22 protein-coding genes are annotated in these 23,351 nt (G+C 59.5%); 11 read left to right on the forward strand and 11 right to left on the reverse strand.

Translation table 11 applies throughout. From position 1 onward, the window contains the following. Window positions 1-4: 4 nt before the first annotated feature. Together lpxO and PSEBG33_RS12795 are read right to left on the reverse strand one after the other, a co-directional pair. On the reverse strand, window positions 5-904 hold the full coding sequence (gene lpxO / locus PSEBG33_RS12800; RefSeq protein WP_005788506.1) for a lipid A hydroxylase LpxO: 900 nt from the start codon (window positions 902-904) through the stop codon (window positions 5-7). Window positions 905-1,168: 264 nt separating this feature from the next. After that, complete coding sequence (locus tag PSEBG33_RS12795) at window positions 1,169-2,506, reverse strand: LPS O-antigen chain length determinant protein WzzB (RefSeq protein WP_005788507.1); 1,338 nt, start codon at window positions 2,504-2,506, stop codon at window positions 1,169-1,171. A gap of 339 nt (window positions 2,507-2,845) precedes the next feature. On the opposite strand from PSEBG33_RS12795, the gene PSEBG33_RS12790 reads away from it, so the two are divergent. Next, entirely contained in the window at window positions 2,846-3,232 is a 387-nt protein-coding gene (locus PSEBG33_RS12790) for a TIGR03067 domain-containing protein (protein ID WP_005788508.1), read from the forward strand. 139 nt (window positions 3,233-3,371) lie between these two features. On the opposite strand, the gene PSEBG33_RS12785 is transcribed toward PSEBG33_RS12790, so the two are convergent. After that, window positions 3,372-4,184, reverse strand: a complete 813-nt coding sequence (locus tag PSEBG33_RS12785) for a class I SAM-dependent methyltransferase (RefSeq protein WP_005788509.1) — start codon at window positions 4,182-4,184, stop codon at window positions 3,372-3,374. A gap of 154 nt (window positions 4,185-4,338) precedes the next feature. Between PSEBG33_RS12785 and PSEBG33_RS12780 the strand changes: the two genes are divergently transcribed. Further along, on the forward strand, window positions 4,339-5,574 hold the full coding sequence (locus PSEBG33_RS12780) for an MFS transporter (RefSeq protein WP_005788510.1): 1,236 nt from the start codon (window positions 4,339-4,341) through the stop codon (window positions 5,572-5,574). Between the two features lie 44 nt (window positions 5,575-5,618). On the opposite strand, the gene PSEBG33_RS12775 is transcribed toward PSEBG33_RS12780, so the two are convergent. After that, window positions 5,619-7,328, reverse strand: coding sequence for a hypothetical protein (locus PSEBG33_RS12775; protein ID WP_005788511.1), 1,710 nt, complete (start codon window positions 7,326-7,328; stop codon window positions 5,619-5,621). A 341-nt stretch (window positions 7,329-7,669) separates the two neighbouring features. Here PSEBG33_RS12775 and PSEBG33_RS12770 point away from each other — a divergent pair, with 341 nt between their 5' ends. Both PSEBG33_RS12770 and PSEBG33_RS12765 read left to right on the forward strand, forming a co-directional pair. Continuing rightward, window positions 7,670-9,256 (forward strand): ABC-F family ATPase, encoded by a 1,587-nt coding sequence (locus tag PSEBG33_RS12770; protein WP_003191057.1) that lies wholly within the window; start codon window positions 7,670-7,672, stop codon window positions 9,254-9,256. A 178-nt stretch (window positions 9,257-9,434) separates the two neighbouring features. Continuing rightward, window positions 9,435-10,607, forward strand: a complete 1,173-nt coding sequence (locus PSEBG33_RS12765; protein WP_005788512.1) for an MFS transporter — start codon at window positions 9,435-9,437, stop codon at window positions 10,605-10,607. Here PSEBG33_RS12765 and PSEBG33_RS12760 read toward each other — a convergent pair. Beyond that, window positions 10,601-11,638, reverse strand: a complete 1,038-nt coding sequence (locus PSEBG33_RS12760; RefSeq protein ID WP_005788513.1) for an alpha/beta hydrolase family protein — start codon at window positions 11,636-11,638, stop codon at window positions 10,601-10,603. The genes PSEBG33_RS12765 and PSEBG33_RS12760 overlap by 7 nt on opposite strands. A 201-nt stretch (window positions 11,639-11,839) precedes the next feature. Then, window positions 11,840-12,451 (reverse strand): FMN-dependent NADH-azoreductase, encoded by a 612-nt coding sequence (locus PSEBG33_RS12755; protein WP_005788514.1) that lies wholly within the window; start codon window positions 12,449-12,451, stop codon window positions 11,840-11,842. A 125-nt stretch (window positions 12,452-12,576) separates the two neighbouring features. On the opposite strand from PSEBG33_RS12755, the gene PSEBG33_RS12750 reads away from it, so the two are divergent. After that, window positions 12,577-13,485, forward strand: a complete 909-nt coding sequence (locus PSEBG33_RS12750; RefSeq protein WP_005788515.1) for a LysR substrate-binding domain-containing protein — start codon at window positions 12,577-12,579, stop codon at window positions 13,483-13,485. Next, window positions 13,482-13,838 (forward strand): MmcQ/YjbR family DNA-binding protein, encoded by a 357-nt coding sequence (locus tag PSEBG33_RS12745; RefSeq protein WP_005788516.1) that lies wholly within the window; start codon window positions 13,482-13,484, stop codon window positions 13,836-13,838. The genes PSEBG33_RS12750 and PSEBG33_RS12745 overlap by 4 nt, the downstream gene beginning before the upstream one ends. Here PSEBG33_RS12745 and PSEBG33_RS12740 read toward each other — a convergent pair. Continuing rightward, a complete protein-coding gene (locus tag PSEBG33_RS12740) occupies window positions 13,827-14,210 on the reverse strand; it encodes a DUF1294 domain-containing protein (protein ID WP_005788517.1) in 384 nt (127 codons plus the stop codon). The two genes, PSEBG33_RS12745 and PSEBG33_RS12740, sit on opposite strands and share 12 nt — an antisense overlap. After that, the gene (locus tag PSEBG33_RS12735; protein ID WP_005788518.1) at window positions 14,207-15,037 is read right to left on the reverse strand and encodes an undecaprenyl-diphosphate phosphatase; all 831 of its coding nucleotides are present in this window, start codon (window positions 15,035-15,037) and stop codon (window positions 14,207-14,209) included. The genes PSEBG33_RS12740 and PSEBG33_RS12735 overlap by 4 nt, the downstream gene beginning before the upstream one ends. A 227-nt stretch (window positions 15,038-15,264) precedes the next feature. On the opposite strand from PSEBG33_RS12735, the gene PSEBG33_RS12730 reads away from it, so the two are divergent. From PSEBG33_RS12730 to PSEBG33_RS12720, 3 genes are all read left to right on the forward strand, one after another. Further along, window positions 15,265-16,899 (forward strand): methyl-accepting chemotaxis protein, encoded by a 1,635-nt coding sequence (locus tag PSEBG33_RS12730; RefSeq protein WP_005788519.1) that lies wholly within the window; start codon window positions 15,265-15,267, stop codon window positions 16,897-16,899. A gap of 224 nt (window positions 16,900-17,123) precedes the next feature. Beyond that, complete coding sequence (gene pnuC / locus PSEBG33_RS12725; protein ID WP_005788520.1) at window positions 17,124-17,687, forward strand: nicotinamide riboside transporter PnuC; 564 nt, start codon at window positions 17,124-17,126, stop codon at window positions 17,685-17,687. Beyond that, window positions 17,684-18,208, forward strand: coding sequence for an AAA family ATPase (locus tag PSEBG33_RS12720; RefSeq protein ID WP_005788521.1), 525 nt, complete (start codon window positions 17,684-17,686; stop codon window positions 18,206-18,208). Before pnuC ends, PSEBG33_RS12720 begins: the two co-directional genes overlap by 4 nt. A gap of 120 nt (window positions 18,209-18,328) precedes the next feature. Here the strand turns inward: PSEBG33_RS12720 and ggt are convergent, their stop codons facing one another. Both ggt and PSEBG33_RS29365 read right to left on the reverse strand, forming a co-directional pair. Beyond that, window positions 18,329-20,053, reverse strand: a complete 1,725-nt coding sequence (ggt, locus tag PSEBG33_RS12715) for a gamma-glutamyltransferase (protein WP_005788522.1) — start codon at window positions 20,051-20,053, stop codon at window positions 18,329-18,331. A 15-nt stretch (window positions 20,054-20,068) separates the two neighbouring features. Next, the gene (locus tag PSEBG33_RS29365; RefSeq protein WP_157264161.1) at window positions 20,069-20,305 is read right to left on the reverse strand and encodes a hypothetical protein; all 237 of its coding nucleotides are present in this window, start codon (window positions 20,303-20,305) and stop codon (window positions 20,069-20,071) included. Between PSEBG33_RS29365 and PSEBG33_RS12710 the strand changes: the two genes are divergently transcribed. Next, window positions 20,279-21,424, forward strand: a complete 1,146-nt coding sequence (locus tag PSEBG33_RS12710; protein ID WP_005788523.1) for a MalY/PatB family protein — start codon at window positions 20,279-20,281, stop codon at window positions 21,422-21,424. The genes PSEBG33_RS29365 and PSEBG33_RS12710 overlap by 27 nt on opposite strands. A 56-nt stretch (window positions 21,425-21,480) precedes the next feature. Here the strand turns inward: PSEBG33_RS12710 and PSEBG33_RS12705 are convergent, their stop codons facing one another. Continuing rightward, on the reverse strand, window positions 21,481-21,696 hold the full coding sequence (locus tag PSEBG33_RS12705) for a TOBE domain-containing protein (protein WP_003173733.1): 216 nt from the start codon (window positions 21,694-21,696) through the stop codon (window positions 21,481-21,483). Window positions 21,697-22,073: 377 nt separating this feature from the next. Between PSEBG33_RS12705 and PSEBG33_RS12700 the strand changes: the two genes are divergently transcribed. Continuing rightward, on the forward strand, window positions 22,074-23,324 hold the full coding sequence (locus tag PSEBG33_RS12700) for a ribonucleotide-diphosphate reductase subunit beta (RefSeq protein WP_005788524.1): 1,251 nt from the start codon (window positions 22,074-22,076) through the stop codon (window positions 23,322-23,324). Window positions 23,325-23,351: the final 27 nt, after the last annotated feature.

A 23,351-nucleotide genomic window follows, 5' to 3' on the forward strand; every position in this document is an offset into this window, starting at 1 on the left:
GGGTTCAGATAAGAATGAAGATCAGCGCCAGACCGGCAAAAATCGCCCATTTCTCCAGGTAGTAGCGAGTGCGGTTGCGCTTTTTGAGCTCCTTGCCGCGCAGGCGGATCTTGTACAAGCGGGTAAAGGCGCGGTTGAGGCCGCCGGTCTTGTCGCCATCATCATTGGGCGAGCCTGCAGCGGCCATTACATTGCGGCTGAACCAACGGTTGAATGCCGCCGCCCAGCGGTACTTCATCGGGCGTTCGATATCGCAGAACAGAATGATACGGTTCTGCTGGGTGGTGTTTTCTGCGTAGTGAATGTAGGTCTCGTCGAACATCACCGGCTCGCCGTCGCGCCAGTAATAGCTCTCGCCATCCACATTGATGTAGCACCCTGGGTCGTTGGGGGTATCGAGCCCCAGGTGGTACCGATAGGAGCCCGCGTACGGGTCACGGTGGCGCACCAGCTTGGAGCCCGGTGGCAGTTCGGCGAACATCGCGGCCTTGATCGAGCCAATCCCTTGCACCAACTCGGTGGTGCGCGGGCACAGCTTCATCGCCGATGGGTGGCTGTCGCCATACCACTTGAGGTAAAAGCGCTTCCAGCCCGACTTGAAAAACGAGTTGAAACCCACGTCGTTGTACTGATCCGAACGTTTGATCTCCCCGGCCCGCATCAGGTTCTGGCCTTCCTCGCGGATCTCTTGCCAATGTTCCTGCAAGGGGCTCAGGTCTGGAAAATCGCTGGGCGACAGATAGGGACGGCTGGGCTGCCTGGAGAACAAGTAGAGAAAACAGTTGATCGGCGCCAGGAACGTCGAGTGATCGCTAAGCTGGCGACCCAGCTTGTGTCGCACCCGACCACGCAGGTGTACATACGCAATGGAGGCAACGTAGAGAGCAACAATGATGAGTTTCAAGGGATTCGTCACAAGTCAGGGAGAGAACAGGCTGCTCCTGCGGGCCCACAACGGCCGAGGATGGATATGCAGCACCTGAAATCACAATTCACGTACAGGTGACACGGCCGGCTGGGCGACCTTGCGGCGTGTAACCATTGGCGGTTATTTAGCCATACTTTGTAACCAAAGGTTAACTAAGAATTGTGAAAAGCTGTCTACTGAGTGTGCTGGGGTGGGAACAGGCAGGCGTTCCCGCCCACCTGCTTAAAGGTTTTGCTGAAATTATTGCGGGGTGTCCTTAGTCTCGCGGCGGGGCAAACTGCCGTCTCCCAACGCCGTAAAGGGTACGGCCTGGCTACGACTGCGGATGAAGTAGCGAATGAGCGCGATCATGAGTCCCACCAACAGGCCACCCACCAGACTCAAAGCAATGATCAGCGATTTTTTCGGCTTGATCGGCGCCAGAGGCTCCTGGGCGCGACGGTCGATCGTCACCAGCTTGAGGTTGCTCATGTCGATGTTCAAGCCACGCAGCCTGGCGACTTCAGCGCGAAGCGGCTCGACGTCCTGCAGGAATATGTCCTCATTGCCGCGCTTGCGCAGCACCTCGACTTCGCGGTTGCTTTCGAGCAGTTGCAAATCCTTGCCGATCTCGGCAATTCGCGGGTTGGTGAAGTCATCGCTGGTGCGCTGTTGCAGCGCAGCGCGTTCGGCTTCCAGAGCTTCGGTGCCCATGAAGTACAGCGGGATCTTCTGATTGTTCACCTCTGTGCGCATGACCTGGCTCGACCCACTGCGCGTGGAGTCAGCCATGGAAGATGGCGTCGTCGGGGTGCGGATGCCCATGGACTTGGCAATAGAGATGGCTTCCGCCAGCTCGGCCAGGCGATTGGTACGCTCCATCTTCATCTGCAGGCGCAGCGCGCTGAGCTCATCCTGCAACTGGGCACGCTTGAGTCGGTCAGCCTCGAGCAACTTGGCGATCTTGGATTCCTTTTCCGTATCGTAGTTGTCACGGGCGGCGTTGATCTTGCCTTTGAGTTCGCTCAAGCGGTTATTGACGATCACCTTGAGGTCGGCACCCACCTGCTGACGCTCGGCAGCGATGGCGTAGTCTACAAAGCCGTTGAGAATCGCGACACCATCAACGTCTGTCGGGTATTGCAGTTCCAAGCGAATATAGCTGCTCAGCGAGTCTGATTTCTTCGGGTCCGGCAGGATCAGGTTGACAGAGTTTCGATTGAACGCCTCAAAGCTTTGCTCAAGGCTCTGCCCCGGCTTCTTGAACGCCTTGAACAATTCCTCGTGTTCCTTGAAAAATCCCAAGCGCGCCTCGTAAGAGTCTAACTGTGCTCCCACTTTCATCAGGGCATCAGCGGGAGGCAACTTATAGACTTCCGAACGGTTCAACGCATCCAGTTCGTTGATTGCCGCAGGCCGCAGCACACTGCTGACTTCATAAGTCTTGGGTGCCAGGAACGCGTACCCCGCCCCTAATACGCCCACCAGAAGCGTGCATCCGACTACCAGCTTTTTTTGTCGCCAGATGGCGTGAAACAATTCAAACAGATCAATTTCATCAGACGCTACGGAGGGCGGGAGCGGGGAAGTGCGATTCAAAATAAGAACACCTTAAAATAATACTAAAAGGCCATCATTCTCAGAAGCCTGAATGGCTTCAAAAATCAGGGACAACGCCCTGGATACGCCGGACCGGTGGCGATGTGACCACTTAGCCAGCCGAAATATCCCACATTCTCAAGGATTATTTCGGTTTTATATCGAGGAGTAGTACAAATGGCGCAGCCATTGTCGGACTTGCGCGCTTGCAAGCATAGTCAATAGAACATCAAAATGCTGTCAAATAGCTGTCTTCTAAAGAAAAAACTTATCCGCCTGCGTCGTGGTTGTGTACCTGATGCAACGGGGCGCTTCCCTGATCAGCAATAAGGAATTTGCATGCTGTCTGTTTCAACTCTCGATTTACGCGGCTTACAAGGCACCTGGGAGCAGACTGCCCTTGAAGACAGTGGCATCCTCAACCCCGCCGACGCCCACAGTGCGCCAGGGGCTATTACCACCATTACGGGCGATTGCTTCGAAGTGACCACCGTCAACGGTGATCGACTGCTGGCAGGGCGTTTTTTCCTGGATGCCAGTACCACGCCCAAAAGCATTACCTGGATTGACGCTATCGGCGATGACGCGGGCAAGCAGCTTCCCGCCAGTTACCGGCTCGACGGCGATGATTTCGTATTTATCGCAGCGGATGAAGGCATGCCCAGGCCCACCGTATTCAGCACCGGCCCTGGGCAAACCATGCGCACCTTCGTGCGGCGCTCGTGATCGGTGCGTTTATCCGATTTGATCACGGCATTTTCACACGTTCTTCACTTTCCGGCAGATAGGGTTACATATACCTACTCCAGTGAATCCCTTGGCCCGCCTCTCCTCGCGGGCTTTTTTTTGTGCGCTGTGAACTTGATCAGTCGTTACGTTTGGTCGCCGTCAGGGTAAAGCACAGGGGTAACTGCGCGACCTGATGCTCATATTGATCGTAAAGTTCTTCCCGGTTGGAATGCGGGTATTCCTGCAAGTGATCGATCTGAAGGTGTGCCGTGATTGCCCCGCTGACGACACTGCCCAGGGTGTGTACATACCAATAGGACGTCGGCCCGGCCTGCTCGCCCTGCCCTTCATAGACAATGGCCTCTTGCAAGACAAACGGCTCGCGCTGAAAGTAAGAACTGTCAGGCAACAGCGGGTTGGCGGCACGGGGGTCGAAAACCTCCAGGAATGGATGGGTTTCGTACACCACCAAAGTACCGCCTGGCTTCAGCACACTGGCAACATGCTTCATGAACAGCGCCACATCAGGCATCCAGCCCAGCACACCAATGGTCACCAAGGCGACATCGAACCGAGCATGTAACCGCTCGGGTAAATGGTGGATATCGGTCAATATGAATTCAGGGTTATGGGGCGAGACTGCCGCCAATTCCAGAGCCTGCTCGATAAACGCCCGGGATTGATCGACCCCCACCACCGAGCGCGCGCCCAAGCCATACAATGACAGGGACTCGCGCCCGTTGTTGCAGCACAACTGCACGACGTCTTTGCCCGCCACACCTACCTCATGCAGCAACGCGGTGATAGTGGGGTCAAGGCAGGAAAAGTCAGGTTCGGCCACCGAGGCCAGTAGCTCCCTCCAGGTCGCCGTGTCTTTGTGCAACCGGGCCGATTCGTCCCAAGCGTTTTTATTGCTGGCAATCGCCTCTTGCGCTGAGGGCATGTCCATTGCGTCTCCAGAAAGTCAATACAGCGGGCTTAGGAACATAAGCCAAATATCTGCCAGATAAAACCCGCAGTACCAGCGAAACTTATAGCCAAGCCTACCGGTCATTAAGCCATCGCGTGTTCAGCCCTTGAACGCCGCTCTTGAAGGTCGCACTGTGGCCCATCATTCAGATCTGCGTACTGCCCTTTCCCTGGACAGCCTGAACTTCTTCCTCGCGGATGTTCGCGACGGTCTCGGGCCGTATCTGGCGATCTACCTGCTGGCGGTCCATAAATGGGACCCGGCCAGTATCGGCGTAGTCATGACCCTGGCCGGTATCGCCGCCTTGATCACCCAGGGCCCGGCGGGTGCGCTGATCGACCGAACCCGCAGCAAGCGCGCAGTCATCGCGATTGCCGCGCTGCTGGTCACTGGCAGCTGCCTGATACTGCCCTTCGTCAGTTCATTTGGCTGGGTGGCGCTGACCCAGGCCGCCAGCGCCGTTGCCGCATCGGTATTCGCCCCGGCCATTTCTGCCATCTCCCTTGGGATTACCGGCCCCCGTGCTTTCACTCGGCGTACCGGGCGCAACGAAACCTTCAACCACGCCGGCAACGCCGTGGCCGCACTGCTGGCCGGGGGCCTGGCGTATCTGTATGGGCCGGTGGTGGTGTTTTACCTGATGGCGTTTATGGCAGTCGCCAGTGTCATTGCGGTCAGTTGTGTTTCTGGCAAGGCGATTGATCATGAGGTAGCCCGTGGCTTCGATCCCGCCCATCACAGCGACCATGAGCAGCCATCGGGCCTGACCGTCTTGCTGGCCAACCGCCCGTTGCTGCTGTTCGCCGTCTGCTGCGCGCTGTTTCACCTGGCCAATGCCGCGATGCTGCCACTGGTCAGCCAGAAGCTGGCGCAGATCAACCTGCAGATGGCCACGCCCCTGACCTCAGCCTGCATTGTCGCCGCACAGTTGGTCATGGTCCCGATCGCCTGGCTGGTCGGGCTCAAGGCAGATATCTGGGGGCGCAAGCCGCTGTTGCTGGCCGGCTTTCTGATCCTGCCGCTGCGTGGCGTGCTGTATACCCTGTCCAGCGATCCGTATTGGCTGGTGGCGGTGCAGATGCTTGACGGTATCGGCGCGGGTATTTTCGGCGCGCTGTTCCCGGTCATCGTCAAGGACCTGACCCAAGGTACCGGGCGTTTCAATGTCAGTCTGGGCGCCCTTTCCACTGTGTTCGGCCTCGGCGCGGCGCTAAGCAGCAGCCTGGCCGGCTTCGTGGTGCAACAGGCCGGCTATAACGCAGCCTTTCTGACCTTGGCGGGCGTGGCGGGCGTGGCGTTGCTGCTGTTGTGGCTGGCGATGCCGGAAACCCTGGCAAAACCCAGTCTGCAGGTGCCGGTAATGGGCTGAAGCAGAACACCCCAGTCATCCAAGGTGCTCTGCCCGGCCTGCGTTCAGGAAATAAAGATGCCTGCGCCATTCAACTGAGTCATGTTCACGCCCATTAACATCACCGAGTTGTCACCAAAGGCCAGCACGGTGTTGTCCTCGAACGTCGAGGCATAAGAGCGGTAATCGTAATCCTGGCCCAGGCCAGCCATACCCATGAACACCAGCTTATCGCTGGCCTGGTAACCCTGGATCCGGTCGTTGCCGAAGATGCCTTCGAACAGGAAGGTATTACTGCCACCGCCTGCAACCATCAGGTCATTGTCGGTGCCGCCGACAAATACGTCATTACCCGGGCCTCCGATCAGGTGATCGTCGCCGCCCAAGCCGAACAGCCAATCACCCGTGGCATGAGCGGTGAGGACATTGTCATGGGCATCGCCGTTGGTAGAGGCCGCGTAGTGCGTCAGGTCGTTACCGGCCAGCAGGCCTTCGCCGGTCACCTTATAAGTGATGTCATTGGAGCCCCAAGGGATTGAAGTCCAGGGTATATAGGCCTTCTCTTTGCTGACCAATGCGCCGATATCCCGGGTCATACTGATACCGCCATAGGCGTCGTTGACATACAACGTGCCATCGCCGTCATTGGCAAAGCTGAAGGCGCCCAGTGGCTTTTGCAGTTCGAAGACGTTATTGCCCTGCCCCCCCAGCAGGATGTTGTAGCCGCCGTCATCGCGGAAACGATCATCACCTGCGCCACCTTCCAGGAAGTCATTGCCCGCTCCGCCCTTGAGCAGGTCGTTGCCCTCGGTACCGAAGATGAAGGTATTGCCGGTGTGTTTTTCGGCGTAGCGATTCAGGTCTTGCACCCAGGTGGTTTCACGCGTGGCCTCGCTGAGGCTGGAGACTACGATGGTCGAGTCTTTGCTGGTCAGGTCGTAGAAATCCGAGGACGCGATACGCTTCATGCCTTGGATGTAACCGTCCAGGGAGTGAGCCTTGCCGACTCCCCAGTTGAGGGCATTGGGTAAATGCGCCCAGGCCGAGGCGTAGTTATCGGTAAAGCTGACCAGGTTATTGGCCGCCGAATCCCAAACGCTATCGTTACCCCAGCGCAGTGCCGACGTATTGATGCCTTCGCCATCAATGGCCTTGAACACCAGGTCATTCTCATAGCCGATATTCAAGATCCGAGTGTCACCCGAACGCTGTGTGGGTGAGGCGAAGGTGACGTAGTTGGCATCCTCGAAGAAGCCGCCCCAATGATCATGGCTCAAGGTCGCCAAGCTGTTGGCCCCGAGTGCGCCGAGGCTATGGCCGGTGACCAGGATATCCTTGCCGGTCAAGCCCTGGCTCCTGGCGTAGCTGGCGACGTTCTCCAATAAGCCACTGAACGCGAACTGAGCATAATGGGCGGCGTATCCGGGTACGGCGGCAGCAGCCAGATCGCTGGCGACGTCGCCCAATCCATCCCAGGACAAGCCAAAGGACGTCCCACGAAAGGCAACCCCCATGGCGATCAGCTTACCCACGCCATCGTACTGCCCCACAATCTTGACGTTGGCGGAGGGAGCCAATACCGTCTCGCCCCAAAAGGTGCCGTACTCGTCGACTTTCTGCGTCACCCCCAGTGCCTGCGCACCGATAGGCGCCCAACCGCCAGCGGTCAGCGGTTGGCCGCTGGCGTCATAAGCGTAATCGGACAAGACCAAAGCGTCGTTCAACAGCGCCTTGGCCTTCTGGCCCGTCATGCTCTTGTAATCGAAAACCCCCATACCCATTGCCCCTTTTCAGATGACTTTTGATGTGGCCTCAGTGCCCATGGCCGGGACAGATTGGTGATGGACGGGAAAAGACTGTCAATCGTTACCTAAAAAATGAATACCTGCCCGCGGGCCCGAGCTTTGGTTTCAGCGCTTCGAATCACACAAGGCGCGGAACATCGTCGTCGACTGCCATACAACTGTCGCCTCACATATGCGACAATGCGCGCCAAATTCCAACACACATCCCAAATTTTCCGCTCAGCGACCGGGTTTCGCGCCTTGATGTCGCTGTTGACGCATGCCTGAAGGCACCTGCCGTCACGCTCGCAACCCATTGATAGGTAAAGTAATTGATCTCCACAGCTAACATCACCATGCAGTTCGGCGCCAAGCCGCTCTTCGAGAACGTCTCGGTCAAGTTCGGCGCCGGCAACCGCTATGGTTTGATCGGGGCCAACGGTTGCGGCAAGTCGACCTTCATGAAAATCCTCGGTGGCGACCTCGACCCGTCCGGCGGCCAGGTCATGCTGGAGCCGAATGTGCGCCTGGGTAAACTGCGCCAGGACCAGTTCGCGTACGAAGAATTCACCGTGCTCGACACCGTGATCATGGGCCACGAGGAGCTGTGGAAGGTCAAGGCCGAGCGCGACCGTATCTATTCGCTGCCGGAAATGAGCGAAGAAGACGGCATGGCCGTGGCCGAGCTGGAAACCGAGTTCGCCGAAATGGACGGCTACACCGCCGAATCCCGCGCCGGTGAGTTGCTGCTGGGCCTGGGGATTCCCCTGGAGCAGCATTTCGGCCCGATGAGCGAAGTGTCCCCAGGCTGGAAACTGCGTGTATTGCTGGCTCAGGCGCTGTTCTCGGACCCTGAAGTGCTGTTGCTCGACGAACCGACCAACCACTTGGACATCAACACCATCCGCTGGCTGGAAAACATCCTCACCCAGCGCTCCAGCCTGATGATCATCATCTCTCACGACCGCCACTTCCTGAACAGCGTGTGCACCCACATGGCTGACCTGGACTACGGCGAGCTGCGCCTGTTCCCGGGCAACTACGACGAGTACATGACCGTGGCGACCCAGTCCCGCGAGCAGTTGCTGTCGGACAACGCCAAGAAGAAAGCGCAGATCTCCGAACTGCAATCCTTCGTCAGCCGCTTCTCGGCCAACGCCTCGAAAGCCAAGCAGGCCACGTCCCGTGCCAAGGCGATCGACAAGATCCAACTGGCCGAAGTCAAGCCGTCGAGTCGTGTGAGCCCGTTCATCCGTTTCGAGCAGAATAAAAAGCTGCACCGCCAGGCGGTCATGGTCGAGAAGATGGCCAAAGGTTTTGACGGCAAGCCGCTGTTCAAGGACTTCAGCTTCCAGGTTGAAGCCGGCGAGCGCGTGGCGATCATCGGCCCGAACGGTATCGGCAAGACCACCCTGCTGCGCACCCTGGTCAACGAACTGACCCCGGATGCCGGCAGCATCAAGTGGACCGACGCCGCCGAACTGGGCTACTACGCCCAGGACCACGCCCACGACTTCGAAGACGACGTGAGCCTGTTCGACTGGATGGGCCAGTGGACCCAAGGCGAACAAATGATCCGTGGCACCCTGGGCCGCATGTTGTTCTCCAACGACGAAATCCAGAAGTCGGTCAAAGTGATCTCCGGTGGTGAGCAAGGCCGCATGTTGTTCGGCAAGCTGATCCTGCAAAAGCCGAACGTGCTGATCATGGACGAACCGACCAACCACTTGGACATGGAATCCATCGAGGCGCTGAACCTGGCGCTGGAAAACTACCCGGGCACGCTGATCTTCGTCAGCCACGACCGCGAGTTCGTATCGTCCCTGGCAACCCGCATCATCGAGTTGAGCCCAAGCGGCGTGATCGACTTCAGCGGCACCTATGACGACTACCTGCGTAGCCAGGGTGTGGTGTTCTAAGAACGCCCTCAGCTTTCAGGGCAGTCAGATCCAAATGTGGGAGGGGGCTTGCTCCCGATCGCAGTGTTTCAGTCAATAGATCTGTTGGCTGACACTCCGCTATCGGGAGCAAGCCCCCTCCCACATTGGTTAGAGCAGTGGCATCATGGCCGTACCGCCCGCCAGCGAATGAGCACCCATGCCTGCCGCCCCCTCCTCCCTGTCGATCACCCTGCAGATCGTCTCCATCGTGTTCTACACCTTCATCGCCTTTATCTGCATCGGCCTGCCGATTGCAGTGATTCCAGGCTATGTGCACGAACAACTGGGTTTCAGCGCAGTTGTCGCCGGGGTCACCATCGGTTCGCAATACCTGGCCACGCTGCTCAGCCGCCCAATGGCCGGGCGGATGTCGGATAGCGTCGGCACCAAGCGTGCGATCGTGCTGGGCCTGGCCGGCATCCTGATCAGCGGCGTGCTGACCTTTATCGCCACCCTGGTGGAGAGCCTGCCAGCCTTGAGCCTGGGCATTCTGATCGTCGGTCGCCTGTTGCTGGGCGTGGCCCAGGGCCTGATTGGCGTGGGCACCATCAGTTGGTGCATGGGCGCGGTAGGCACTGAACACACCGCCCGCTCGATCTCCTGGAATGGCATTGCCTCCTACGGCGCCATTGCCGTTGGTGCGCCGGTCGGCGTGGTGATGGTGGCGGAATATGGCTACACCAGCCTGGGAATTACCCTGTCGGTGCTGGCGGGGTTGGGGCTGGTGCTGATCCGCAATAAACCGTCGGTGCCGGTGGTGCGCGGTGAACGGCTGCCGTTCTGGGCAGTGTTCGGGCGAATCGCACCGTTCGGCACCAGCCTGTGCCTGGCATCGATTGGCTACGGCACGCTGACGACCTTCATTACCCTGTACTACCTCAATCGTGGCTGGAGCGGCGCGGCGTATTGCCTGACGGTATTTGGCGTGTGCTTTATTCTCTCGCGCCTGATGTTCATTTCTGCCATCAGCCGGTTTGGTGGGTTTACCGCCGCCATCGCCTGCATGAGCATCGAAATCCTGGGCCTGACGCTACTATGGCTGGCACCGTCCACCGGCGTCGCCTTGATCGGTGCCGGGCTGACCGGCTTTGGCCTGTCGCTGGTGTACCCGGCGCTAGGGGTTGAAGCCATCAAGCAAGTGCCGGACAGCAGCCGAGGTGCGGGGCTGAGTGCCTATGCGGTGTTTTTCGACTTGGCGCTGGCGATTGCCGGGCCGTTGATGGGCGCCGTGGCGTTGAACCTCGGCTACGGCTGGATCTTCTTCTGCGCCGCGTTGTTGTCGGTCAGCGCACTCGCCCTGACCGTACTGCTCAGGCGCCGCGCCTACTGATCAGCCGTCTGCAGGCCGGCACGCGTCGCCTCACCGAGGGTCCGGCTGAAAAAGCGCCCGGCTTCAGAGGCCATATCGCGGTGAATACCTTCGCGGTCGACGCCATCGGCATCGGTGCAGATGCCTGGCATTGTCGCCAGTTGATCGCTGTCGCATGGCGCCATGAATACAAAGTGCCCTGCCCCGGCCAACAGCTTGAAGTCCGGTGGCTCTGGCAGTTTACGCGCCAGGGCGGCAGCGTTTTTGTCCACCGCCACCAACTGGTCGCCATCGCCACTGTAGAGCAACACCGGCACGTGCACATCGGCCAGCGTGTGGCGGCCGAACATCAGGCTCAGTGGCGCCATCAGCATCAAGGCATGGATGCGTGGGTCAGCCTGGGGCTGCAAGTCGTCGCGGTCGACCACCAACTCGCCCTTGGTGGTGCAGGCATCACGGTCCTCAGGGCGTTGCTGGCAGTAACGGCGCAGGCGCTCGAAATCCGGCTTGGCACCCGCCAGGATCAGCGCGGTTTCGCCACCGGCTGAATAACCGATGACACCAATTTGATCGACATCCACAAAGGGCGACAGCATGGGATCAGCCAGGGTCGCGGTGATCGCCTGGGAGATCTGGATCGGCCGGCCATACAGATTACTCACAGTGCCCAGGCGGCTGTGGTCCTTATAGTTGTCGCCGGGATGCAGGACCGCCACCACCACAAATCCCTTGCGCGCCAGTGACGTGGCCAGATCATGCAAGGCCAGGGGCGTGCCGGTATTGCCATGGGACAGCATCAGCATGGGAAAACGGCCGATGGCAACCTTGGCGTCTTCACCGGCCGCGACCTGATAGGCGCCCAGTGGCGTGGTGCGTTCGGTGTCAGTGGAAGGGTAAAACGCAATGGCCTTCATCGGCTGCGAATCCAGCGGGTCGAGCACGCTCATGCGATGAAACCCCACACTCCAATGCGGGTGCGGTGCCGGTGCAGCGTGCACTGAAAGCAGGCCGCCAAACAGGGACAGAATCAAAACAGCACCAAGACGCATCATGGGGGTGTCCACCTTTGCTGCGTAAGAACCGGCATGTCGAATAAAAGTCCAGGCATCGGATCCCTATCTGCATAACCTCTGCATAACCTGGGCCACAAACGAAAAAACTCCGTACTCCGCTCGCGCCCAGGCGATCAGAATACAGAGTTTAGGCGCCCGGCTTCAGAATGAAACCGGGTGACGGCTTAATTTACACAAGCCTTACGCCGCGGCGAACAACTGCTGGTTAATCCGCACGTTGGCGTCGTTCAATGCTTTGCTGCGCGCTTCATCACCGTAGGCCAGCCCTTCAGCGCGGACGATTTCAATATTGGTGATGCCGAGAAAACCGAACAGCAGTTTCAAGTAGCCTTCATGGGCAGCGCCAGATGCCTGATCCGCGTGCAAGCCACCGGCCGTGGACACGATAATCACCTTCTTGTTACCGCACAGGCCTTCAGGGCCGGCTTCGGTGTAACGAAAGGTCTGGCCGGCAACCGCGATGCGGTCGATCCAGGCTTTCAACTGAGTAGGAATGGTGAAGTTGTACATCGGCGCGCCTACCACTATGGCATCGGCGGCGAGGAATTCAGCCAGCGACGATGCACTCAGTTCGGCTTCGTGCTTTTGCGCGGCATCGCGCAGTTCGGCCGCGGTGCCCAGTGCACCCAGGGTAGCGCCGGAGAAGTGGTTGATGCCTTCGCTGGCCAGGTCACGGTAAGTCACTTGCACACCCGGTTCAGCCGCTTGCCATGCCTTGACCACACCGGCACTGAGTTGGCGGGAAGCCGAATTGTCGCCGAGGATGCTGGAATCGATATGCAGTAGTTTCATGGTGGGTCTCCGAGGTGGGATCGACAGTGGCGATCAGATGGTGGTGATGCTACGCATGAAACCAATAGCCGATAAGCCATCTTAAATGCGATAGTTTGTCCCACTGACAGGACAATAGGCCGACCATGCAAGACCTTAACGATCTCTACTATTTCGCCAAAGTGGTCGAAGCCGGTGGTTTCGCCGCGGCGGGCCGGCTATTGGGGATACCCAAGTCCAGGCTGTCGCGGCGCATTGCCGAGCTCGAAGAACGCCTGGGAGCGCGCTTGCTGCAACGCACTACCCGGCAATTGACGCTGACTGCCGTGGGCGAACGTTATCTGCGCCATTGCCAGGCGATGTTGCTGGAAGCGGAGATGGCCGACGAGGCGGTGGCGAGCATGTCCAGCGAGCCGCGTGGACGCCTGCGGGTCACGTGCCCGGTGGGTCTGGCCCAGCAGATCCTGCCGGAATTGGTGGCAGGCTTTCTGGCCGCGCACCCGTTGGTGCAATTGGACATGACCTTGGTCAATCGCCGTGTCGACCTGGTCGCCGAAGGCATTGACGTGGCGCTACGCGTGCGAGAGTTGGGCGACGAAGACCCGCTGCTGGTCACCAAACGCTTGCGCCAGGCGCATACCGTGTTGGTCGCCAGCCCCGGCTTCATGCGTGATCGGCAAGTCGAAACCCTGGAAGACCTCAAACAACTGCCCATACTCGGTGCACTTGAGGCGGACCGCATGGTGCACCAACGCATTATCGACCCACAGGGCAACGCCCATGAGTTGGTGATGGAGGCCCGCCTGGGCATCGAAGACTTTATCGTGCGCAAGACCAGCGCGCTGCTCGGCGTCGGCTTCACCGTGCTGCCGATGATGTATTGCGAAGAGGAACTGGCCAGCGGCCGCCTGGTGCAGCTGCTGCCGCAGTGGTCGTTGCCGGGCGGCTGGTTGCAGGCCGTGTACCCGCATCGGCGCGGCGTGCTGCCGGCGATCCGCGCGTGGATCGACTATCTGGAAGAAGGCTTCAAAGGCTGTGGAGATCGATTGTTATGAGCATGACTGAAGCACAAGTGGCCGCGTTCTGCCTGACCCTGCCCGGTGCGCGGGAAGATTATAAGTGGGGCGGCGTGCGCGTGTTCTCGATTGCCGGCAACAAGATGTTCGCCTTGCAGAACCTGCGCGGCGACTCGCTGGCGTTCAAGGTCGACAAGGAACTGTTCCTGGGCCACGTCGACCGCCCCGGCATCCACCCCGCACCGTATCTGGCGCGGGCGCAGTGGATCATCATGAATACGCCCTACCCGCTGGGCGCCGACGAGCTGCGTGGTTTGTTGCAGCGCTCCCACCAACTGGTGGTCAGCAAGCTGCCCAAGCGCACGCAGGTCGGTTTGTTGCTAGAGGATTGAAAGCAGCGTACCGCCCAGGAACAGCTGGTCCAGCCAAAACACCTGATGCAGCAGCACGATCACCCAGAACAGCACCTGGTAAGACACCTTGCGCGTCTTGTGTCGGAACGCCTGCTGGGCAATCAGCGCACCCGGCCAACCGCCGGCCAGCTCGACAGCGTGCAGAATGTTTTCCGGGGTGCGCCTGCCCTCGGTCTGCGCCTTGCGCTTGTCGCTCCAGTACAGAAAGAACGCCACCACGCTGACCACGCCATACGCCGCCAACGGGATCACCGTCTCGCCGCGATACCACAGCAGCGCTGAACCCAGCAGTGGCGCGGCGCACAACAACACAAAGATCAGCGCCTTCAGGCGTGGATGCTGGATGCTCATGGCTTGACGGCCGTCCAGTCGATCCAGCCGAATTGCCAGGTCGCCAGGATGACCAGGCCGAACGCAATCCGGTACCAGGCAAAGACTGCGTAGCTGTGGCTGGCGATGAACTTGAGCAAGCCCTTGACCGCGATCATGGCGAAGATGAACGAGGTGACAAAACCAATGGCGAATACCGGGAAGTCCGCCGGCTGGAACAGGTCGCGGTACTTGTAGCCCGAGTAAACCGCTGCCCCGACCATGGTCGGCATGGCCAGGAAGAACGAAAACTCGGTGGCCGTCTTGCGCGACAGGCCGAACAACAGGCCGCCGATGATCGTCGCACCGGAGCGCGAAGTGCCCGGAATCATTGCCAGGCACTGGGCCAGGCCGACCTTGAGGGCGTCTTTCCAGGTAATGTCATCCACCGTTTCAGCCCGCACCGCATGTTGGCGCTGTTCGGCCCACAACATGATCACTCCGCCGACCACCAGGGCACTGGCGACGGTGATCGGGTTGAACAGGTAATGCTTGATCAGGTCGGCAAAAATCACCCCCAATACCACCGCCGGCAATACGGCGATGATCAGGTTGACGGTGAAACGCCGGGCCTTGGGCTGGGTCGGCAGCCCGATCACCACATCGAGGATCTTGCGGCGAAACTCCCAGACCACCGCGAGAATCGCGCCCAGCTGGATGATGATATTGAAAGCTTCGAAACGCTCGCCGCCGAAATTGATCAGGTCGGCGACGATGATCTGGTGCCCGGTGCTGGAGATCGGCAGGAACTCCGTCAGCCCCTCGACGATGCCGAGAATCAATGCCTGTATGGCGGTCCAAAAATCCATGCTCTCTCCAAAGGTCATGCGCGTGGCATGCCTCTTAGTCTTTTTTAAAGTTCACTGACGACGAGCGCACTCAAGCGCCCGCGGTTGATTCTCAACGCCGGTCTGCAAAAATTCCGTGAAAAATCAGGCAGTACTCAGGTTTTTCGATTCCGGGCCGAAAGCCTATCAGACACGCCGGAAATCTCGAAGCAGCACCACAATTATAAAGAGCATGGAGTGACAGGACGATGAACAGTTTGCGCAGCATGTCGATCAGCCGCCGCCTTTGGCTGATCCTGATAGTCGCCGTGTTGATGCTGCTGGCCTTGGGGCTGCTGATGCTGAACCAGATCCACGGCGACCTCTACCAGGCCAAGCGCCAGCAGACCCAGCACGTGGTGCAAACCGCCAGCGGCGTGCTCGGGTATTACCAGAACCTGGAGAAAACCGGGGTACTGACCCGTGACGCCGCGCAGCAGCAAGCCCTGAGCGCGGTGCGTGGCCTGCGCTACGATCACAATGACTACTTCTGGATCAACGACCTCACCCCCGTGATGATCATGCACGCGGCCAACCCCAAGCTCGATGGCCAGAACCTCTCGGCGATTCGTGACCCGGATGGTTTCGCCGTGTTCAATGAGTTCGTGATTCTGGCCAAGGCCAAGGGCGCCGGCATCGTCAACTATCGCTGGCCGAAACCGGGCGCCGACGCACCGGTGGAGAAAACCTCCTATATCCAGCTGTTCGAACCCTGGGGCTGGATCATCGGCTCCGGCGTGTACGTCGATGATGTGCAGGCCGAGTTCAAGACCCAGGTATGGAAAGCCTCGGCAATCGGCCTGGGCATTGCGCTGATGATGGCCGTGCTGGTGGTGCTGATCGCCCGCAGTATCGTGCAGCCGTTGCAGGCGGCGGTGAATGCCATGGGCAATATTGCCAGCGGTGAAAGCGACCTGACCCGCAGCCTGGACCCCCATGGCAGCGACGAGCTTACCCAGCTGGCCCGCCACTTCAATGGTTTCACCGCCAAGTTGCGCCAGGTGGTCGGCCAACTGCAGACGTGCGCGAACGCGCTGGGCCAGTCATCCACGGAGCTGGGCCACAACGCCAGCCAGGCCCACGACCGCAGCCAGCAGCAGTCGCAGCAGATGGAACTGGTGGCCACCGCCATCAACGAAGTCACTTACGGCGTGCAGGACGTGGCCAAGAATGCCGAGCACGCGGCCAGCGAAATGCGCGATGCCCAGGCCCAGGCGCAACAGGGCCAAGTGAATATTGACGGCAGCTTGCAGCAGATCGATCAGCTCTCCTCCACCATCAGCCAGGCTGTGGAGGTAATCCGCACGCTCTCCAGCGAAAGCACGCAGATCGGCGGCGTACTCGAAGTGATCCGCTCCATTGCCGATCAGACCAACTTGCTCGCCCTCAACGCCGCCATCGAAGCTGCCCGCGCCGGGGAGCAGGGCCGTGGATTTGCGGTGGTCGCCGATGAAGTGCGCTTGCTGGCCCAGCGCACGCAGAAATCCACCGCCGAGATCCAGGTGATGATCGAGCGCCTGCAAGGCCACTCGGAAGCGGCGGTCAAGGTCATCAGCGACAGCCACAGTGCCTCGCAACTGACCATCGAACAGGCCGGCCAGGCCGGAGCTAGCCTCACGGCCATCGGCCAGGCACTGCACAATCTCAACGGCTTGAATGCTTCGATTGCCAGCGCCACCCTGCAACAAGCCCATGTGGTGGAAGACATCAACCAGAACGTCACCCAGGCGGCCGGGCTGTCCCACAGCACGGCGCTGGCGGCGGAACAATCCAGCGTGGCGAGTGCGCAGTTGCGGGGCTTGAGTGAACAGCTTGATGGGTTGCTGCGCCAATTCCGAATCTAGCGCCGGGTAAATTGTGGGAGGGGCGGTGCGACGATTCGACTTGCTCCCGATTACGGTGGGTCAGGTGCAAATGAGCTGACTGATCCACCTATATCGGGAGCAAGTCGAATCGTCGCACCGCCCCTCCCACATTTTTGTACGATGTATGCCCATTGCACGCAAGTTTGAAGATCGCTGACCTCTGGGTACAATCACCGCCCTCTCCCACTTCCCAAGGATCCGCCATGTCCGGGCTTGAATTGTTCGCCGCCGCCCTGGGGGTGATCGCTGTCTGGCTGACGGTCAAACAAAACCCTTGGTGCTGGCCCATCGGCCTGGTGATGGTGCTGCTCTACACCTGGGTGTTTTTCGAGGTCAAGCTTTACTCCGACATGCTGCTGCAAGTGGTCTACGCCGCGTTGCAGGTGTATGGCTGGTGGCAATGGACCCGTGCCGGCGAAGTCAAACAGGGCCGTCAGGTCACCAGCCTGCGAGCGCCTGCGATCATGGTCAGCCTGGCCGTAGGCGCCGTCGGCAGCCTGTTGCTTGGCGCCGCCATGGCCCACTGGACCGACGCCGCCCAGCCCTGGCTCGACGCCGCCCTCACCGGTTTCAGCCTGGTGGCGCAGATGTGGATGGCGCAAAAACGCGTGCAGTGCTGGGCGCTGTGGATTGTCGTTGACGTGATTTTTGTCGGCCTGTTTCTCTACAAAGGCCTCTATCTCACTGCGGCACTCTATGCACTGTTTACCGTGATTGCGGTACAAGGCTGGCGCGAATGGCGCGCCGACCCGGCGTTGCACTCATGAAGGTGGTGGTACTGGCAGGCCCCGAATCCAGCGGCAAAAGCTGGTTGGCGGCGCAACTGCACGCGTACTTCGGCGGGGTGATGGTGGGTGAATACGTGCGGCATTTCATCGATCACCATCAGCGTGACACGACCCTGGCGGATATCCCCGCCATCGCCCATGGCCAATTAGCCTGGGAAGACAGCGCCCGCGCCCGGCATCCTGCGCTGTTGATCCTCGACACCCACCTGCTGACCAACAGGCTATGGAGCCAGACCCTGTTTGGCGATTACCCCGGTTGGCTTGATGACGAACTGCTGGCCCGGCAGTACGACCTGCACCTGCTGCTCTCCCCCGAGGACGTGGAATGGAGCGCCGATGGCCAGCGCTGCCAGCCGGAACTGGCCGACCGCCGGGCGTTTTTCCAGGCCAGCCTGGAGTGGATGCAAGAGCATCAACAGCCGGTGGTGGTGATTCGCGGGGATTGGGAGCAGCGTCGCCAGGCGGCATTTTCCGCAGTAGAGCAGTTGCTCAAGCGCTGACACACTTCCCCTGTGGGAGCGGGCTTGCCCGCGAATGCTATGTATCAGCTAGCAAATGCATAGACTGACCCACCGCTTTCGCGGGCAAGCCCGCTCCCACATTTTTTACCGTACCAGGCTTTAGTAACCCAACGACAAGCCCGTGTTGCGCCGCGGATCGTTCGCCCCATAGAAACGATTGTTACCCACTGGCTTGCCACCCAGGGAAGGCGCGCCTACCAGGATCGCGGCCAAGTGGTTGGCATCTTGGGGGCCTGCAAACTTATGGCCCCAGCTTTCGAGGATCTTCTGGGTATCCGGGCTGACCGCAAAGGTCTCAAGGTTAGTGGTCTCGGGCATCCATTGCTGATGGAAGCGTGGTGCGTCGACCGCTTCCTGGATATTCATCTTGTAGTCGATCACATTCAGGATGGTCAGCAAGGTGGCGGTGATGATGCGGCTGCCACCTGGCGTGCCGACCACCATGACCGCCTTGCCGTCCTTGGTGACGATGGTCGGGCTCATCGACGACAGCGGCGCCTTGCCCGGAGCGATAGCGTTGGCTTCGCCCTGCACCAGCCCGTACATGTTCGGCACGCCGACCTTGACGGTGAAGTCGTCCATTTCATCGTTGAGGATCACCCCGGTCTTGCTCGCCATCACCCCGGCACCAAACCAGTCGTTGAGGGTGTAGGTCACCGAGACCGCGTTGCCCCATTTGTCGACGATCGAATAGTGAGTGGTGTTGTTGCCTTCGTGGGGTGACACCCCTGGCTTGATCGCCTGGGAATCACCGGCCTTTTGCGGCTCGATGGCAGCGCGCAGCTTGGTGGCGTAGTTCTTGTCCAGCAGATGCTCGATCGGGTTCTTCACGAAATCCGGATCGCCGAGGTAGCTGTTGCGGTCCACGTAGGCATGGCGCATCGCTTCGATCTGGTAGTGCAGGCCCTGGGCCGAGTGATAACCGAGGTCGGCCATCGGGTAGCCTTCGAGGATGTTCATGATCTGGCAGATCACCACGCCGCCCGAACTGGGTGGCGGCGCCGAGACCACATGGTAACCACGGTAATCGCACTCGATGGGCGCCAGTTCGCGGGTCTTGTACTTGTCGAGGTCGGCCTGGGTGATGATGCCCTTGCCGGCCTGGCTGGAATCCACCAAGGCCTTGGCCACCCAACCTTTATAGAAACCGTCGGTGCCCTTGGCGGAGATTTCCTTGAGGGTCCTGGCCAGGTCTTTTTGCACCAATTTCTGGCCCACCTGCAGCGGTTGGCCGTTGTGCAGGAAGATCCCGCGCAAATCCTGGTCTTTCTCGAATTCGCCAGTGGCGGTGTGCAACAGGTCGATATCGCCCTGCTCCAGCTCAAAGCCGTTTTCCGCCAGTTTGATCGCCGGGGCAATCACCTGGGCGCGCTTGAGAGTGCCGTATTTGCTCAGGGCCAGTTCCATACCGGAAACAGTACCCGGTACGCCGACCGCCAAATGGCCTTTGGCGCTGAGGCCCTCGACCACATTGCCGGCCTTGTCCAGATACATGTCGGCGGTGGCCGCCAACGGGGCCTTTTCGCGGAAGTCGAGGAAGGTCTTGCGTCCGTCCGCCAGTTGCACGGTCATGAAACCGCCGCCACCGAGGTTACCCGCCGCCGGGTACACCACCGCCAGCGCGTAGCCCACGGCAACGGCTGCATCCACTGCGTTGCCGCCGGCCTTGAGCACATCCACGCCGACATGGGTGGCCAGGTGCTGGGCCGTCACCACCATGCCATTTTCACCGGCTACCGGCGCCTGGGAAGCGGCTTGTACTCCGTTGACCGTCAACACCAACGCGGTGGCGATCAAGGTTCGGCGCAAAGGTTGGTATTTCATCCATGGCTACTCTGGTTATTGAGATGCACCAAAATAGCCCCTCCCCGATTCAATCCCCAGCGCAATGGCGTTTTTATTACAGAACTTGTCGGCCATGGAACGGACGCACAACGAAACGGCGAATAAATCGATGTGGGAGGGAGCAAGCCCCTCCCACATTTGTACCGTCAATGGCGCTAGAATCAGCGCCACTTTTTCGCCGCCGCTTTGATACGAGCCTTTTTCATGAGCTTTGATTTCGACACGCTCCACCCACGCCACGGTACCGGCAGTACCAAGTGGAGCCGTTACCCGCAAGACGTTCTGCCGATGTGGATCGCCGATATGGACATCGCCGCGCCGCCCGCTGTATTGCAAGCCCTGCACACGCGCCTCGACCAACAGATTCTTGGCTACAGCATGGCCGGCCCGGATGTGCGCGAGGCCATCATCGCGGACCTGTGGGCCAAGTACGCCTGGCGCGTACAACCTGAAGAACTGCTATTTCTGCCTGGCGTCGAGCCTGGGTTCAACATGGCCTTGCACGCCTTCGTCCAACCCGGTCAGGCGGTAGTGCTGCAAACCCCCAACTACCGGCCGATTCGCCTGGCACCCGGCAACTGGAACCTGCCGCGCATCGAAATGCCGTTCGAGTTGATCAACGGCGAATACGTCACGCCAATGCCTGCGATGCGCCAGGCATTGAGCGGTGCCGGTGCGCTGCTGCTGAGTAACCCGCACAATCCCATCGGCAAAGTATTCCCCCGCGAAGAACTGAAGGCCGTGGCCGACGCCTGCCTTGACAGCGGCGCGCTGATCATCAGCGACGAGATTCATGCCGAGCTGTGCTTCGATGGTCGTCGGCATATCCCCACCGCCAGCCTCAGCCCCGAAATTGCCCAACGCACCATCACCCTGATGTCGGCGAGCAAGGCGTATAACGTGGCGGGTTTGAAGACCTGCTTCGCCGTGGTGCAAAACGCCGAGCTGCGCGAGCGCTTCAATAACGCGCGCTGCGGCATGGTCGACAGCGTCAGCCCCCTGGGCCTGGAAGCCACTCGCGCGGCCTACAGCCAATGCGGCGACTGGCTCGCTGCGCTGTTGCAGTACCTGCAGGCCAACCGTGATTACCTGCTCGATGCGCTAAAGACCCGCCTGCCCGGTGTAGTGATGCACGCACCACAAGGTACCTTCCTGGCGTGGCTCGATTGCAGCGCATTGGGCCTGGAAGACCCGCAACGGTTCTTTCTGGAACAGGCCAGGGTCGGCCTGAGTGCCGGGATTGAATTTGGCGATGACAGTCAACAGTTCGTGCGCCTGAACTTCGGTTGCCCACGGGCGATGCTCGAGGAAGGTATACAGCGCATGGAACGTGCCTTGCGCCAGCGCTGACTTACCCGGCGAAACATGCGTGGGAGGGGTGAGCAATCCCCACCCACGTTATCCATTCACAACTTGGCGATGGACACTTCCGTCGACTTCACAAAAGCAATCACTTCGCTGCCCACCTTCAATTCCAGGTCACGTACCGAGCGCGTGGTAATCACCGAAGTAACAATGCCGGACGCCGTCTGCACGTCGATTTCCGACACGACTTCCCCCAGCAGAATTTCCTTGATTACGCCTTTGAACTGGTTGCGCACGTTGATCGCTTTGATGGTCATGTCGGCTTTCCTTTTGGCTGTTGGGTCAATCCGCACGAATGCGCAGGCCCCCAAAATGCGCCTCACGAGAAAACATTAAAAGGAATAAATAACTATTTATCCATTCCATAATGATATATGAGAGAAATATCCTTCGGCGCCCATCTGCCCGGCGCCGCACGCTCGACAGCGACGTATGACCGCATATCTTGTGCGTTGACCAACCTTGTTACACACCATATAGTGTGCCCACAAACAGAACAGACCACTACATAGTGTGCAGAATCGGTATTTACCGACCACACTCAGCGCAGTATTTCAATGCCTGGTAGCCTGCAAATCGCACATTTTTTGGACGGGTTGAACACCGTCAGAACGGATCAGAAGGGAGTATTTCAATGCTGAGTTGGGATGAAGTCGACAACGAAGACACCGGTGCAGCGGTGATCAAAGGCGCCAACGCCGGCCATGCAAGCGAAGCCAACATGGACCGCCTCGACGGTGCCGGCGCCGCTGCTGCCCTGGAGGCGCGCAACGTGACCGCCAACGACTCCGCCGCGATCATCCGCGCCAAGGCCGCCTTGGACAAACTCGACGTCGCCGAAGGCCTCGCTGAGCTGGAAGGCTCCGCCGCCCGCGTCGCCGTTGACGAAAAGCGCATGATCAACTGCCGCGCCGACCTCAACCAACTCGTGCCTTTCAAGTACGACTGGGCCTGGCAGAAATACCTCGACGGCTGCGCCAACCACTGGATGCCGCAAGAGGTCAACATGACCGCCGACATCGCCCTGTGGAAAAACCCCGAAGGCCTGACCGACGACGAACGCCGCATCGTCATGCGTAACCTCGGCTTCTTCTCCACCGCCGACTCGTTGGTCGCCAACAACCTGGTGCTGGCCGTGTACCGCCTGATCACCAACCCGGAATGCCGCCAGTACATCCTGCGCCAGGCATTCGAAGAAGCGATCCACACCCACGCCTACCAGTACTGCATCGAATCGCTGGCCATGGATGAAGGCGAGATCTTCAACATGTACCACGAGATTCCATCGGTCGCCAAAAAGGCAGCCTGGGGCCTCAAGTACACCCGCTCGATCTCCGATCCGAAGTTCGAAACCGGCACCGTCGAGACCGACAAGGAACTGCTGCGTAACCTGGTCGCTTACTACTGCGTGCTGGAAGGCATCTTCTTCTACTGCGGCTTCACCCAGATCCTGTCCATGGGCCGCCGCAACAAGATGACCGGCGTGGCCGAGCAGTTCCAGTACATCCTGCGCGATGAGTCGATGCACCTGAACTTCGGTATCGATGTGATCAACCAGATCAAAATCGAAAACCCGCACTTGTGGGATGCCGAGATGAAGGAAGAAGCGACCCAGATGATTTTGCAGGGCACGCAGCTAGAGATTGAATATGCGCGCGACACCATGCCTCGCGGTGTGCTCGGTATGAACGCGGCGATGATGGAGGATTACCTCAAGTTCATCGCCAACCGTCGCCTGTCGCAGATTGGCTTGAAGGAAGAGTACCCAGGCACCACCAACCCGTTCCCGTGGATGAGCGAGATCATGGACTTGAAGAAAGAGAAAAACTTCTTCGAGACCCGTGTGATCGAGTATCAAACAGGTGGTGCGCTGAGCTGGGACTGACGTAACCCTGTAGGAGCGAGCAAGCTC

This window comes from Pseudomonas synxantha BG33R, assembly GCF_000263715.2.
Taxonomy (GTDB): domain Bacteria; phylum Pseudomonadota; class Gammaproteobacteria; order Pseudomonadales; family Pseudomonadaceae; genus Aquipseudomonas; species Aquipseudomonas synxantha_A.

Coding starts and splice junctions, on each gene's coding strand:
- PSEBG33_RS12700 (WP_005788524.1), top strand. CDS start 22,074: ATGCTGAGTTGGGATGAAGTCGACAACGAAGACACCGGTGCAGCGGTG.
- PSEBG33_RS12705 (WP_003173733.1), bottom strand. CDS start 21,696: ATGACCATCAAAGCGATCAACGTGCGCAACCAGTTCAAAGGCGTAATC.
- PSEBG33_RS12765 (WP_005788512.1), top strand. CDS start 9,435: ATGCCTGCCGCCCCCTCCTCCCTGTCGATCACCCTGCAGATCGTCTCC.
- PSEBG33_RS12730 (WP_005788519.1), top strand. CDS start 15,265: ATGAACAGTTTGCGCAGCATGTCGATCAGCCGCCGCCTTTGGCTGATC.
- PSEBG33_RS12750 (WP_005788515.1), top strand. CDS start 12,577: ATGCAAGACCTTAACGATCTCTACTATTTCGCCAAAGTGGTCGAAGCC.
- PSEBG33_RS12720 (WP_005788521.1), top strand. CDS start 17,684: ATGAAGGTGGTGGTACTGGCAGGCCCCGAATCCAGCGGCAAAAGCTGG.
- PSEBG33_RS12755 (WP_005788514.1), bottom strand. CDS start 12,451: ATGAAACTACTGCATATCGATTCCAGCATCCTCGGCGACAATTCGGCT.
- ggt (WP_005788522.1), bottom strand. CDS start 20,053: ATGAAATACCAACCTTTGCGCCGAACCTTGATCGCCACCGCGTTGGTG.
- PSEBG33_RS12735 (WP_005788518.1), bottom strand. CDS start 15,037: ATGGATTTTTGGACCGCCATACAGGCATTGATTCTCGGCATCGTCGAG.
- PSEBG33_RS12745 (WP_005788516.1), top strand. CDS start 13,482: ATGAGCATGACTGAAGCACAAGTGGCCGCGTTCTGCCTGACCCTGCCC.
- PSEBG33_RS12760 (WP_005788513.1), bottom strand. CDS start 11,638: ATGATGCGTCTTGGTGCTGTTTTGATTCTGTCCCTGTTTGGCGGCCTG.
- PSEBG33_RS12790 (WP_005788508.1), top strand. CDS start 2,846: ATGCTGTCTGTTTCAACTCTCGATTTACGCGGCTTACAAGGCACCTGG.
- PSEBG33_RS12710 (WP_005788523.1), top strand. CDS start 20,279: ATGAGCTTTGATTTCGACACGCTCCACCCACGCCACGGTACCGGCAGT.
- PSEBG33_RS12775 (WP_005788511.1), bottom strand. CDS start 7,328: ATGGGGGTTTTCGATTACAAGAGCATGACGGGCCAGAAGGCCAAGGCG.
- pnuC (WP_005788520.1), top strand. CDS start 17,124: ATGTCCGGGCTTGAATTGTTCGCCGCCGCCCTGGGGGTGATCGCTGTC.
- PSEBG33_RS12740 (WP_005788517.1), bottom strand. CDS start 14,210: ATGAGCATCCAGCATCCACGCCTGAAGGCGCTGATCTTTGTGTTGTTG.
- PSEBG33_RS12785 (WP_005788509.1), bottom strand. CDS start 4,184: ATGGACATGCCCTCAGCGCAAGAGGCGATTGCCAGCAATAAAAACGCT.